The sequence below is a fragment of the Algimonas ampicilliniresistens genome, from assembly GCF_030159955.1.
Taxonomy (GTDB): Bacteria; Pseudomonadota; Alphaproteobacteria; order Caulobacterales; family Maricaulaceae; genus Litorimonas; species Litorimonas ampicilliniresistens.
Map to the genome: position 1 here is coordinate 527,617 of NZ_BSNK01000002.1, position 12,159 is coordinate 539,775.

The following is a 12,159-nucleotide window of genomic DNA, read 5'->3' on the forward strand; positions in this document are numbered from 1 at the left end:
CTGTTAGGCGGCCTCATGAGACTTATCTTCGCCGCTCTGCTTGGCTTCTCCCTCATCGCCTGTGATCAAGTGCCCGTCTCTGACGGGGCGGTGCGTAAGGTCGAAGAAGCGCGGGCACGCAACGATGCGCCTGCAATCTGGCGGGTGCAGGATGAGGACAGCACGCTATATCTGTTTGGGACGGTGCATCTTCTACCCCAAGGCTTGAACTGGCAGCGCGATGATATGCGCGATACCTTTGCCGAAGCCGGAACGGTTTTTTTCGAAGCTGATAATAGCGGCGCGGCGGAACTTCGGGCGCAGGCGTTGGCGACGCAACGCGGTCTGCGCCGAGACGGCCGCCGCCTGACCGATACGCTCGACAATTACCAATCTAAATTGCTCGAAGCGGTTGCCAATAATGGCGGTCTCGATCTTGCAGCGCTGGATTCGATGCAGCCTTGGTTGGCGAGCGAATTTTTGACCCTATCGGCGGCGCGTGCCGCCGGGCTGAGTGCAGATCTGTCTGCGGATGAGGCGCTGAAATCGCGCGCGGCGCGGTCTCGAAAAAATGTCGTTTATTTTGAAACGCCAGAAGATCAGGTGCGCCAGATCGCTGATCTGCCTGACGCCACACAACTCGAACTCCTGACGGACACGATGGAACGATTTGACGAAATGGGACCCACATTGACCGCGATTGCTCGGGACTGGGCTGTAGGCGATGTGGCGACATTGGAAACAATGTTGATCGATCCACTCGCCGCCGCGCCAGAGAATTATGCCAAGGTGGTTTTGCTGGACCGCAATGCGCGTTGGGCGGACCGGCTTGATCGGTTCCTAAGCGGCTCTGGCACGGGCTTTGTCGCTGTGGGGACCGGCCATATGCTCGGGGAGGGTAGTTTGATCGATGCTTTGGAAGCGCGTGGCCATGAGGTCACGCGCTATCTCGCTTTTCTGGGCGAGGATGTAATTAAACCCGCCGATCTCGATCTGCCGGATGTCCCGGCGGGATCGGACTAGAAGTCGAGGGCCAAACCAGCAAAGACGGCGCGGCCCGGCGAGGCGTAGCCGACCAGTTCTTGATAGTCCGCGTCGGTCAGATTTTCACCGCGTAGCGACAGGGTCACATGATCGCCGAGCGCATAGGCCGCGCGGGCTCCAACTAGAGTAAAGCTGTCTAATTCAACCAGTTTGAAGGTTGAAAAGTCCGTGTCCAGCTGGCTGCCAGTATGGTCGAGATAGGCCGACAGGCTGAGCTGATCCGTCGCATCCCACGTCAGGGTCGCGCTGCCGGTAAACTCCGGTCGGCGTTGTTCTTCAGTGTCCGCCTGATCCGTATCCAAGAATGTCGCCGCCCCGGTTAAACGGATGCGGTCGAGTGTGTAGCTGGCTTCCAGTTCGATCCCTTGTCGTATGGACTCGCGTTCCAAATTACGCACCGTCGAGACACCATTGAAAACGAACCCATCGATCTCGTTTTGAAGCTCAGAATAGAAAAAATCGACGGAGCCTTCGAAGTTTCCGATCTGTTGCACATAGCCAATATTCGCTCCGATGGATGTTTCGGGTTCAAGGTCAGGATTGCCAATGAAATTATCGGCGGGGAAGAAGCCGAATAGCTCGATCAAAGTCGGGTTCTTCACGCCCGTACCGATACTGCCGCGCAAACGTCCGTCCCACGCAAATGTGTGAGCGGCCCCCAAACGCCAGGTGACAGCATCCTTGAAGAGGTCATTGGCATCGTAGCGGCCCGAGGCGGTGAGCGAGGTGGCGCCGAATGTCCGGCGATATTCAGCTGCCAGAGCCCCGGTTTCATTCTCGGCCTTACCATTAGGGTCAGTGAAGTTCGGCGTGTTGGTATAGGTCTCGCGCTCATATTCAGCCACTAGCGTCACTGTATCCGTGTCGCGTGAAAGGCCGGCGGCCCAGCTTGCTTGGCTGCGTGTCCCGACGGATTGGCTCAGACCAAATGCGCCATCATTCTCAGTGTCCGTTTCAAGATGGGAGAGGCTGACCTTATGGTCGATGGCGCCTGTTTCGAAGCGCAGATCGCCGCGGGCGGTTGTCGTGTCGACCCGCAGGTTGTCAGACGTGTTGCGTAGCGGAGAGCCGCCATCAAAATCGGCTTCGAGAATAGACTGGCCGAATTTGGCGTCAAAACGCACGCCGCCAATCTGAAGAGCATTGAGCCCGAGATTGAGAGATTTGGACGTCGATCCGTCCTTTTCACCGTTCAAGCCAGAGATATCGAACCCGTCCGTCCTGAAAGCTGTGCCGTTGATCGAAAGCGCGGCGCGGCCGAGAGGAATGACGGCGCTGGCTTGGCCCTGTGCTGTACTGCGTGATCCACCCTCGACACTGGCGCGCCATTGCTCACGGGTCTCGCCCGCGCGCGTCACGATGTTGATGACCCCCGCAATGGCGTCCGATCCGTACAGAGCGGATTGTTCTCCGCGCAGGACTTCGATCTTGACGATATCCTGGGTGCGCAAGCCAGACAGGTCGAACCCGCCGTCGCTTGGATTGGCCATTTCGACACCATCAATAATCACCAGCACATGATTGGCTTCGGAGCCCCGGACCCGGATTTGTGTCAGCGTTCCGCGCGAGCCTGACGCGCTGACGGCAATACCCGGCAGGGACCGCAGTAGGTCGGATACATATTGTTGTCCGCGCGCCTGGATCTCAGTTTCGGTCAGGACAGATGCTGCGACCGTGACTTCGGCGGTGCTGAGCGCGCCTAGGCGCGCCGCGGCGACGATAATTTCGTCACTGTCAAATAGGTCGGTATTGTCGACATCCGCCTGCACTTGCGCCCAGACTTGGCCTGGAAAAAGGGCGGGGCCAGTTATCACGGCGACCAGCGCCGTGCTCAATATAAAGCGTTTCATCACGCACTCCTCATATGCATGCGGGTCTGAAGGCATCCGCATGTCGTTCATGGTTGGAGTCGTCATTGAAAGGACGGGATCATTCCCACCTCATCCATGCGCATCGGTCGGTCCCGCCCGCGCGCGCTGGCGACGTGTTCTGGCAGGTCTTCCGACTGATCGCTCAAACGGTGCGCCGCGCCTTCCCGGCCGTCTCTATAAGAGTTGGCCAGTGGCATTTTGCGGCGCGCCTCGCGAATTACGGCAGCGGGCGCTGTTGGGGACTCTCACAAATGTGACCACCCCATTCCCTGTTCGGCCTCGTTAAGAAGCACCAGAACGCGCCGCCCCTAGAGCGGCAAACAGGCTTTGACAAGGCAAGACCTGACCGTCATTGGGCAGGATATGCGAATTTCTTTATATGATCTTCTGACGCAGAAGCCGCTCCTACTCGCCGATGGCGCAACGGGGACGAATTTCATGAATATGGGCCTCGAGCCCGGTTTTCCGCCAGACATCTGGAATCTGACTGAGCCGTCAAAGCCGCAAACCCTGCACCAGCAATTTGTCGATGCCGGATCCGACATCATTCTGACCAACACATTTGGCGCCAACGCGCCGCGGCTAAAGCTGCACAAAGCGCAGGACGATACTTACGCCATCAATAAGGCGGGCGCGGAACTTGCGGGGCAGGTGGCCGAAGCGGCTGACCGTCCGGTGGTTGTCGCTGGATCCGTTGGACCGACGGGGGAATTGTTTCAGCCCATGGGCGAGATGACAATGGAGAGCGCGGTCGCGGCGTTTAAAACTCAGATTGAAGGGTTGCGGGACGGCGGTGCGGATGTGGTCTGGATTGAGACGATGTCGGCATCTGAGGAAATTCAGGCGGCGGCGCAGGCCGCGATTGATTGCGGCATGCCCTATGTCTTTACCGCCAGCTTCGACACAGCTGGTAAAACGATGATGGGTATCGCGCCGGGTGATATTCACGGGATCACTAAAGATTTGCCTGAACAACCTTTAGCCCTGGGATCAAATTGCGGTGTCGGCGCGTCGGATCTCTTGCTTAGCACATTGGCTATGACGGCGGCGGATCCCAACGCTGTTGTGGTTGGTAAAGCGAATTGCGGCATCCCCACCGTCCTCGGCAAAGAGACCATCTATTCCGGCACGCCGGAGCTGATGTATGACTATGCCCAACTGGCGGCGGATGCGGGCGTCCGCATTATTGGCGGGTGTTGCGGCAATGCGCCCGAACATGTGGCCGCGATGCGTCAGTCGATTGATGACTATATCGCCCGTAATGAGGCCGGTCCGCGCCCCACGCGTGAAAGCCTCGAAGCCACCCTCGGCGCCCTAGTCAATCCGCCTTTGGAAGCGGGTGCGGTCGGACGGCGCGGCGCGTCTCGTCGGCGTCGCTAGGCGGATTCCGTCTAGTCCTAGGTGAAAACATTGAAGATGGCCGCTTAATCAGGGCGGCCTTTTTCATATCATGACTAGCGGTTGTCGGTCCTTTCAACACTTCGCTAACCCTGTCGCTTAGCGCCATCCTAAGCCTTCTCCCCCTATGCACCGTCCCAAGTCGACCCGTTTACGAGGTTGGCATGGTAGGTTTAGGGTGAGGTGGGCCAATGGCGTTAGCGCCAAAGATTGTCGCGCGGCAGACGCAAAGTCTAGCCATGACGCCGCAATTGCAGCAGGCGATTAAGCTGTTGCAATTGTCCAATATTGAACTCGCAACCTTCGTTGATGAGCAGCTGGAAAAGAACCCGCTGCTGGAACGTGGAACAGGCGAGGAAAATCGCCGTGACGAAGATGTTGCGGAAGCTGCCTCCCCAGATGCATCCATGCAGATGGACGCCCCCGCTGCGGCCCAAGCCGATCTTGATGTGCCGGCCCATAGTGTCAGCGATGATAGCGCCAGCGACAACATAGGCGCGTCGGCGTCCGATGTCGGTGGAACGATTGATTTTTCTAAGGGCGCGGGATCAGGCCGACCCTTGTCGGAAGGCTATGATGCAGCCGCCAATGCAGTGGCCGAAGTTACATTGCAGGATTATTTACGCGAGCAATTTGCCCATCTGACTTTGTCAAAAGCGGACCGTCCGGTCGCTGATTACTTGCTCGGCGTGATCGACGATTCTGGCTATTTGCGTGAGGAAACCGAAGCGCTGGCGCTCTCTCTTGGAGTGACGCCGTCGCGGATTGCCTCGGTCATTACTCAGTTACAGACGTTAGAGCCTACGGGTGTCTTCGCGCGGACGCTCTCAGAATGTCTGGCGATGCAGCTGGCTGAAACGGATGATTTGGACGACGCCAATCAGGCGCTTCTCGCTAATCTCGATCTTCTGGCTCGGCACGATCTCACCAAGCTAACGAAATTGTGCGGGGTCGAGTTAGACGATCTGAAGGATCGTGTCCTGCATTTGCGCACGCTGAGCCCGAAACCAGGTCAGGCTTTTGGCGGCGGGGCCGTCTCAGGTCTGGAGCCGGACGTGTTTGTGCGCGAAACGCCGAATGGGGGTTGGGCGGTTGAACTGAATTCGGACACGCTGCCCCGCGTTCTGGTCAATAAGCGTTATTACCGCGAAATTCAGGCGGCCTCTGCCGATGATGAAACGGCACGGGAATTCCTGTCCGAATGTCATCAGAGTGCTAGCTGGTTAGTCAAAAGTCTGGACCAGCGCGCGCGAACCATTCTTAAAGTTGCGTCTGAAATCGTGCGGCAACAGGATGCATTCTTCGCTTATGGCGTCGATCATATGCGTCCGCTCAAACTTAAGGATGTCTCAGAGGCGATCCAGATGCATGAGAGTACGGTTAGCCGGGTGACGTCAGGAAAATTCATGGCCACGCCGCGCGGGACGGTCGAACTGAAATTCTTTTTCACGGCATCCATTCCGTCTACGTCGGGCGGTGAGGGGCATAGCGCGGAGTCTGTGCGCCACCGTATTCAGACATTGGTCGAAGAAGAGACAGACGTGAAGAGCGTCAAGTCGGATGACCGTATTGTCGAATTGTTGCGGTCACACGGTGTCGATATTGCGCGCCGCACAGTCGCGAAATATCGGGACGTGTTGGGAATTCCCAGCTCGGTCGAACGGCGCCGGATTATCCGCAATCGGATCTAACGGGACAAATGTCTAAGGCGACCGTGGGCCTTGGTTCTGATCTGATGCGACGATGCGGACTTTGACAGATCGCCCAAAAGCCGTGCAAACGCGTGGGTATGATTGCTCTTGTTTACCTAGCCCATATCGCCGTCATTATTTTCGGCTCTATTTCTGTTGTCTGGCTGATCAGCCTGCTGATGCGCGATGCCTCCATCATCGATATTTTCTGGGGCTTCGGTTTTGCGCTTGTCGGGGTTGTTTGCCTTTATCTTGCCAGTGAACGAGCGACAGTTTCGCCGTCTGCTTATGTCTGGCTGATGGGCTTGATGCCAATCTTGTGGGGCCTGCGCCTGACCCTTTATTTGGCCAAGCGTAATCTGGGTCACGGTGAGGATGGGCGTTATATCGCCATGCGCAAACGCTCCGGCATGACTGAAATGGCGTGGCGGATGCGGGCCTTGCTGACCATCTATTGGGGGCAGGGGCTGCTGATCCTGATCGTCTCCGCGCCGGTCTGGATCGCGATCGCGATGAGCCGGGTGCAGAGAGATGTTCCACTGGGCGACGGTGCGCAGCTAACTGAAGCGCTACCGACTCAAATTGGATTACTAGCCATCATCGGCGCGCTGATGTGGCTGGTGGGCGTGTTGTTCGAAGCGGTCGGGGATGCGCAGCTCGCCGCCTTCCTCAAACGAAATGCAGATTATGATGGTCCCTATGAAGACAAGCCTGTGCTCGACACGGGTCTATGGGCTTGGACCCGCCACCCCAACTATTTCGGGAATGCCTTGTTGTGGTGGGGAATTTTCGTTGCTGCGTGTCAGGTACCTTGGGGTTGGGTTTCGATCTTCGGTCCGATCATTATGACTTTGCTTTTACTTCGCGTGTCAGGTCGGGACTTGCTGGAACGGAAGCTGAAGAAGCGCCCCGCCTATCGTGACTATGTCGAACGCACGTCGAGCTTTATTCCCAAGCCTCCGAAATAGGGGCCTCCGAAGTAGAGGCCTTCAAAGACGGCGTCTTAGCGGATTTTGCAAGAACGGGCTGCGTCACCAGCCCCCGATCCGTGCCGCAGACTTTGTCCCAGAAGCGGAAATAGAGCCCGTAATTCCCGGTAAATTTGGTGTGGTGCAAATTATGATGGCTGGCCGTGATGACATGGCGGCCCCACCAGCCCTCGACCCAGCGCTTGGGATAGACCTCCCACCCCGCATGATTGAACACGGCGTTGACCGTCATCAACATCAGAATCACCAGCGCGGTAACCCAATGGATCGGGATAAACAGTGCCATGACCGGCAGTAACCAGGCCGAGCTGGCCGCCTCAATCGGATCGAATGAAAAACTCGCCCACGGCGTCGGCTGCACGCTACGGTGATGGCCCGCATGGGTGTGTTTGAACAGTTTCGGGTGGTGCATGATCCGATGAGTGACATAAAACCAGCTATCCTGCGCGAACAGATAGAGCGCTGCGCTGGCCGGGACCCACAGCCATGCACCGAGGCCGTCCGGCACACCGTCGTAAATGGCGGTGCCGCCCGCTTTCCACATTTCCAGCACGATGGCCGCAGGCAGGGCATAGATGACGGAACTGATGAGGGAGAGGCGGATCTCATTGCGGATGGTCGCGCGAGTTGGTTCGCGTTTCGACAGGCGGCGCGCCACGCGTTTTCGATTAAGGGACGGCGTGCGCTGCCACAGCGCCCAATGGATCGGCCAAACGATCAGAAAATAACGCGCAATAATGATGGCGGTGAGACCCACGAACGTCTCTACAAATCCCCAGAGCGGTATCGGCCATCCTTCCATACGGGCTCGCCTAACGGCTGGGATGCTCCTTCGCAACGATGTCCGGCTTGCCGCGCCGCTTTGGCGCGCTAAGGTCACACCATGTCAGATGTCATCCTCACCATTGATCAGGGCACAACCAGTTCCCGAACACTCATTGTCAGTCCCGCAGGCGAGATCCTGTTTTCTGCGCAAGAGGAGTTCCCGCAGCTCTATCCAAATGATGGTTGGGTCGAACATGATCCGGAAGCGATCTGGATGACCGTCAAAACGACACTCATGGCCTGTCATGATTGGTGCGTGCAGGAGGGGTATCGACCCGTCGCCATCGGTATCACCAATCAGCGCGAGACGACTCTGGTTTGGGACCGCGCGACAGGGGACTGCCTCTACAATGCGATCGTCTGGCAAGACCGCCGCACCGCTGCGGTCTGTCGCGACTTAGCAAAACAAATGCCTGTCGCCACGCTGCAAGCCAAGACGGGGCTGCTACATGATCCTTATTTCAGCGCAACGAAAATGTCTTGGATTCTCGATCATGTTGAGGGCGCGCGTGATCGGGCCGAAAAGAGTGAGCTTTGCTTCGGGACGGTGGATAGTTTTCTGATTTGGCGACTGACGGGCGGACCCGGAAAGTCGGCGGTTCATGCGACGGATGCGACCAATGCGTCACGTACCAACCTCTATAACATTCGCGACAATCGTTGGGACGAGGAGCTGCTGGATCTGTTCAATGTCCCGGCTTCTGGTCTGCCGGATGTGCACGACTGCGTATCGGACTTCGGCATGTGTTCCGTCTTCCCCGATAGTCCTTTCGGCGATATTCCGATTTGCGGCGTGGCGGGCGATCAACAAGCGGCCGCGATCGGTCAGCTTTGTTTTACGCCGGGCGATATCAAATCGACCTATGGCACAGGCTGTTTCGTGATCCTGAATACGGGTGAGGACTGCCTAACCTCGAGCAATAAGCTTCTCTCCACCATTGCCTACCGCATTAACGGGACAACGGCGTATGCGCTGGAAGGCTCAATCTTCATCGCTGGCGCGGGTGTGCAATGGCTGCGCGATGAAATGAAATTGATAGATCATGCCGCACAGACGCAGGCGATCTGTGAGGGGCTCGACAGCAATCACGGCGTCTATCTTGTGCCTGCCTTTACGGGGCTCGGCGCGCCCTATTGGGAGCCCGATGTGCGCGGCGGCCTGTTTGGCCTGACCCGCGATACGGGCCGTGATCATGTGGTGCGCGCGACCGTCGAGAGCGTGGTCTATCAGACGCATGATCTGTTCGACGCAATGGCGAAGGACGGCGCGCATCCGAAGAGCTTGCGCGTCGATGGCGGCATGGTCGCCAATGATTGGATGGTCGGCCATCTGGCCGATGTGCTTGACCTGCCTGTCGAGCGACCGGAGATTTTGGAAACGACCGCCATGGGCGCGGCCTATTTAGCGATGATTGGGGCCGGACTGGTGGATGATCTGGACGGTCTGACCGCGCTCTGGACCCGGGAACGCCTGTTCGAGCCGAATATGGATGCAAAGACCCGTAAGTCCCTCTTGGACGGCTGGGCGGACTGCGTTAGACGCCTGCTCGCCTAGCGGCGCGTCTGTGCTCTGGGGGGATAGCTCAATTGGTTAGAGCCACCCGCTCATAACGGGTTGGTTGGGGGTTCAAGTCCCTCTCCCCCTACCACGCACCCAGCGCCTTTGGCCTTCAACTCATGGATGGTGAGAAAACCGCCTACTAACGGGGGTTTGGCCGAGTCACTCCTCTCGTGAGACGCTAGGAGAGACCCAAATACAGCCGTTTTTTCGCCAATTTCACGAGGCGTCTCAGATGCCGGATTTTGAGATCAACTCGTTGGGTTGGAGATGCTTGGAGGGTCGTGGCTTAAGCGCAAACGCCCAAGAGATTCGCTTGATCTTGCCAACCGGAGGGTAGGTTCCCGGCACTCATTTTGAGTGATTGGACTGTCATCTCTGCTGGATGATCGCCCGCTACAATGGTGTTCACGATCTTAGGTGATAAAAACGCTAGATTTAGGACTCGGCTAACATCCGCCTTATCCAGACTATATTCAGCCGCAATCTGTAGCTGGGATGAATAACGACCGTCCTTTAATCCCTCATACCAGTCCCTCGCTTTCGCAATAAGATTGATGAGTTCTGGATCTGGCTCGCCGAGCGCTTGACCGCCAATGATGAGCTTCGTTTCAACCCCGCACGGCTTCATCTGAAGTGGATACTGTAGGGTGATCACCGTTTTTGCAGCGTCGTTGATCTTTGTTCTTGAAACTACGTTCGCGGGCAGCAGAGCACTTCGGCGGAGCATGAGCTTCATTTGAATTGGACTAATATGGATTCGCTGAACCAGATCAATAAGTGTTGTCCTTTGGGTTTCGGAACTTTTCGATGTGAGATCTACCGTCAGTTCGGTTGCACGGTCCTTTAACTTCGAGACTTGATACGGGTTCAGGTTTTGAAGGTCCGCAGCTTCCATAATACGCGAGGTACCGCAGAGTAGGTTTGTGATCCGGTCCAAAACAATCCCCTCGATTTGCTTGGCCGGAAGTCGAAGGGCGCTCCCATCATCCCTCTCGCCCTTGGAAAGCGAGGCTGAGATATAATAGCGGTACCGCCGACCATTCGGCTTTTTTGAATGAATCGGAGACAGTCGTTGATCATTCTGATCATAGAGCAAGCCTGTCAGCAGGCTGTTGGACGCGATGTTGATGGAGCGTCGCCGCTTGGGCGCATTGGTTTCTAAGGTCGCTTGAATTTTATCTCATAGAGACGTGGCGATGATGGGATCATGTTGCCCCGCATAGACCTCGCCCTTGTGCCTGATCTTGCCGATATAGATCGGGTTAGAGAGAAGTTTGTAGAGGTGGCCCCGGCTAAACGGCTTGCCGCCAAGTTGAGACTGTTTCTTCGTTGTTCGGAGTTTGGTGAGGTAGCCGTCTCGATCCAGTTCTCCCTTGAGCTTGCGGACGGAGCCTAGGTCAACATAACGGATCATGATGTGACGGACGGTTTTAGCTTCTAGCTCATTCACGACCAGCTGCTTGTTGATGTTGTCATACCCAAGAGGCGGTAGCCCGCCCATCCACTGGCCCCGTTTTTTGGACGCCGCGATTTTGTCTCGGATACGCTCCGCTGTGACCTCTCGTTCGAACTGAGCAAAGGAGAGCAGAACGTTGAGGGTCAGCCGTCCCATGCTGGTGGTCGTATTGAAGGCCTGAGTGATGGAGACGAACGAGACTTCATGCTTATCGAAGACGTCGACCAGCTTGGCAAAGTCTGCCAGTGAACGTGTCAGCCTGTCGACCTTATAGACGACGACAATATCGATCTGGCCCGCTTCTATATCCGCAATCATAGCAAGAAGGCCGGGCCTCTCCATATGCCCGCCGGAGATACCGCCGTCTGAATAAACCTGACCCGTCGAGGTCCAGCCTTCACCCGCTTGAGAGAGAATATAGGCGCTACAGCTTTCAGCTTGTGCATCGAGCGAGTTGAACGCTTGGTCCAAGCCCTCCTCCGTCGACTTGCGTGTATAGACGGCGCAACGCATCTTGGTCTGAGACATGAGTTAGCCCTTTCTCAATGAGATACTGTGCTTGTGTTCAGGCCGAAGAAGCGCGGGCCGGACCAATGCGCTCCCGTGATGTCCTTGGCGATGGCACTGAGCGAAGACCAGACCTTGTCCTTATAGACAAAGCCTTCCTCAATCACAGAGACAGTATAAGGCTTCCCATTCCATTCCCTGACAAGACGAGACCCCGGCACAAGGGCGATACGGGGCTTTGAGGGAGAGGATCGGGTCGTACTCGCAACGGACCCATCAGCGTCAGCGTCAGCGATATCGGTGATCGGGCTATCTTGTGTGATGGTATTACCACTCGATCGTGAAAGAACCTTCTGGTCTGCCTTGGACAGGCCCGGTGCATGTTTTGCCTGGAGCTCATAGGATAGCGCTCGCAGGAGGAAGAGCCGACTTGCGGCCTTGGGCGCAGAGCGGCTAATCTCCTTTTTCCACCGGGCCTTAAGGCCCGAATGGTCCAAGCTTTCCAGCGCGGCGAGGCCCTGTGCAACCTTGCGGGTCGCGTTCATGACGCGTGCTGATCCGGTTGGATCATATAGACGCTATCGCCAGTCTTGCGCTCTGTTCGAATGATCTCGTAGCCGCGTTTGCGCAGTCCCGTCATCGCCGCAGAAATGGTGTGCTTCTGCCAGCCAAGGCTCTCGCTGGCTTTTGCCAAAGTGACGCCGCTCTTGCGGGACAGCAGCGAGACCAGCTTGGCTTGCTTTGTGCCGTCGCGAGGCGGGGTGATGTCCGAGGTGTCAGTTGGTGTTTTGCTTAGTGTCTGTGTGATCATGAGTGTCTCCGTCAATTGCGCCCACAC

11 protein-coding genes, 1 tRNA gene and 1 riboswitch are annotated in these 12,159 nt (G+C 56.9%); of the genes, 6 read left to right on the top strand and 6 right to left on the bottom strand.

Features of this window, described 5'->3' with window-relative positions; all coding sequences use genetic code 11:
• Nucleotides 1-15 precede the first annotated feature (15 nt).
• Entirely contained in the window at nucleotides 16-1,002 is a 987-nt protein-coding gene (locus tag QQL54_RS10465; RefSeq protein WP_284390399.1) for a TraB/GumN family protein, read from the top strand.
• On the opposite strand, the gene QQL54_RS10470 is transcribed toward QQL54_RS10465, so the two are convergent.
• Complete coding sequence (locus QQL54_RS10470; protein ID WP_284390401.1) at nucleotides 999-2,873, bottom strand: TonB-dependent receptor plug domain-containing protein; 1,875 nt, start codon at nucleotides 2,871-2,873, stop codon at nucleotides 999-1,001. The two genes, QQL54_RS10465 and QQL54_RS10470, sit on opposite strands and share 4 nt — an antisense overlap.
• A gap of 124 nt (nucleotides 2,874-2,997) precedes the next feature.
• Nucleotides 2,998-3,206, bottom strand: a riboswitch (cobalamin riboswitch).
• 51 nt (nucleotides 3,207-3,257) lie between these two features.
• Between QQL54_RS10470 and bmt the strand changes: the two genes are divergently transcribed.
• The 3 genes from bmt to QQL54_RS10485 all read left to right on the top strand — a co-directional run bounded on the left by bmt (nucleotide 3,258) and on the right by QQL54_RS10485 (nucleotide 6,951).
• Nucleotides 3,258-4,274 (top strand): betaine--homocysteine S-methyltransferase, encoded by a 1,017-nt coding sequence (gene bmt, locus QQL54_RS10475; RefSeq protein ID WP_284390403.1) that lies wholly within the window; start codon nucleotides 3,258-3,260, stop codon nucleotides 4,272-4,274.
• Nucleotides 4,275-4,483: 209 nt separating this feature from the next.
• Nucleotides 4,484-5,983: an RNA polymerase factor sigma-54 gene (gene rpoN, locus QQL54_RS10480; protein ID WP_284390404.1), complete on the top strand. Its 1,500-nt coding sequence runs from the start codon at nucleotides 4,484-4,486 to the stop codon at nucleotides 5,981-5,983.
• A 98-nt stretch (nucleotides 5,984-6,081) separates the two neighbouring features.
• On the top strand, nucleotides 6,082-6,951 hold the full coding sequence (locus QQL54_RS10485) for a DUF1295 domain-containing protein (RefSeq protein ID WP_284390406.1): 870 nt from the start codon (nucleotides 6,082-6,084) through the stop codon (nucleotides 6,949-6,951).
• Here QQL54_RS10485 and QQL54_RS10490 read toward each other — a convergent pair.
• Nucleotides 6,929-7,774, bottom strand: a complete 846-nt coding sequence (locus tag QQL54_RS10490) for a sterol desaturase family protein (RefSeq protein ID WP_284390408.1) — start codon at nucleotides 7,772-7,774, stop codon at nucleotides 6,929-6,931. The two genes, QQL54_RS10485 and QQL54_RS10490, sit on opposite strands and share 23 nt — an antisense overlap.
• A gap of 81 nt (nucleotides 7,775-7,855) precedes the next feature.
• Here QQL54_RS10490 and glpK point away from each other — a divergent pair, with 81 nt between their 5' ends.
• Nucleotides 7,856-9,352, top strand: coding sequence for a glycerol kinase GlpK (gene glpK / locus QQL54_RS10495; protein ID WP_284390409.1), 1,497 nt, complete (start codon nucleotides 7,856-7,858; stop codon nucleotides 9,350-9,352).
• A 17-nt stretch (nucleotides 9,353-9,369) separates the two neighbouring features.
• Nucleotides 9,370-9,446: transfer RNA gene (locus QQL54_RS10500), tRNA-Ile, on the top strand.
• A gap of 198 nt (nucleotides 9,447-9,644) precedes the next feature.
• On the opposite strand, the gene QQL54_RS10505 is transcribed toward QQL54_RS10500, so the two are convergent.
• The 4 genes from QQL54_RS10505 to QQL54_RS10520 form a co-directional block, all read right to left on the bottom strand.
• Complete coding sequence (locus QQL54_RS10505) at nucleotides 9,645-10,013, bottom strand: hypothetical protein (RefSeq protein WP_284390411.1); 369 nt, start codon at nucleotides 10,011-10,013, stop codon at nucleotides 9,645-9,647.
• A 525-nt stretch (nucleotides 10,014-10,538) separates the two neighbouring features.
• A complete protein-coding gene (locus QQL54_RS10510; RefSeq protein ID WP_284390413.1) occupies nucleotides 10,539-11,342 on the bottom strand; it encodes a recombinase family protein in 804 nt (267 codons plus the stop codon).
• 14 nt (nucleotides 11,343-11,356) lie between these two features.
• On the bottom strand, nucleotides 11,357-11,866 hold the full coding sequence (locus QQL54_RS10515; RefSeq protein WP_284390414.1) for a DUF2924 domain-containing protein: 510 nt from the start codon (nucleotides 11,864-11,866) through the stop codon (nucleotides 11,357-11,359).
• A complete protein-coding gene (locus QQL54_RS10520) occupies nucleotides 11,863-12,132 on the bottom strand; it encodes a DUF3489 domain-containing protein (protein ID WP_284390415.1) in 270 nt (89 codons plus the stop codon). The genes QQL54_RS10515 and QQL54_RS10520 overlap by 4 nt, the downstream gene beginning before the upstream one ends.
• Nucleotides 12,133-12,159: the final 27 nt, after the last annotated feature.

Bases quoted from the DNA above. Each gene is read 5' to 3' on its own strand.
- QQL54_RS10515 (WP_284390414.1), bottom strand. From the start codon at position 11,866: ATGAACGCGACCCGCAAGGTTGCACAGGGCCTCGCCGCGCTGGAAAGC.
- QQL54_RS10490 (WP_284390408.1), bottom strand. From the start codon at position 7,774: ATGGAAGGATGGCCGATACCGCTCTGGGGATTTGTAGAGACGTTCGTG.
- QQL54_RS10510 (WP_284390413.1), bottom strand. From the start codon at position 11,342: ATGTCTCAGACCAAGATGCGTTGCGCCGTCTATACACGCAAGTCGACG.
- bmt (WP_284390403.1), top strand. From the start codon at position 3,258: ATGCGAATTTCTTTATATGATCTTCTGACGCAGAAGCCGCTCCTACTC.
- rpoN (WP_284390404.1), top strand. From the start codon at position 4,484: ATGGCGTTAGCGCCAAAGATTGTCGCGCGGCAGACGCAAAGTCTAGCC.
- QQL54_RS10485 (WP_284390406.1), top strand. From the start codon at position 6,082: ATGATTGCTCTTGTTTACCTAGCCCATATCGCCGTCATTATTTTCGGC.
- glpK (WP_284390409.1), top strand. From the start codon at position 7,856: ATGTCAGATGTCATCCTCACCATTGATCAGGGCACAACCAGTTCCCGA.
- QQL54_RS10520 (WP_284390415.1), bottom strand. From the start codon at position 12,132: ATGATCACACAGACACTAAGCAAAACACCAACTGACACCTCGGACATC.
- QQL54_RS10465 (WP_284390399.1), top strand. From the start codon at position 16: ATGAGACTTATCTTCGCCGCTCTGCTTGGCTTCTCCCTCATCGCCTGT.
- QQL54_RS10470 (WP_284390401.1), bottom strand. From the start codon at position 2,873: ATGAAACGCTTTATATTGAGCACGGCGCTGGTCGCCGTGATAACTGGC.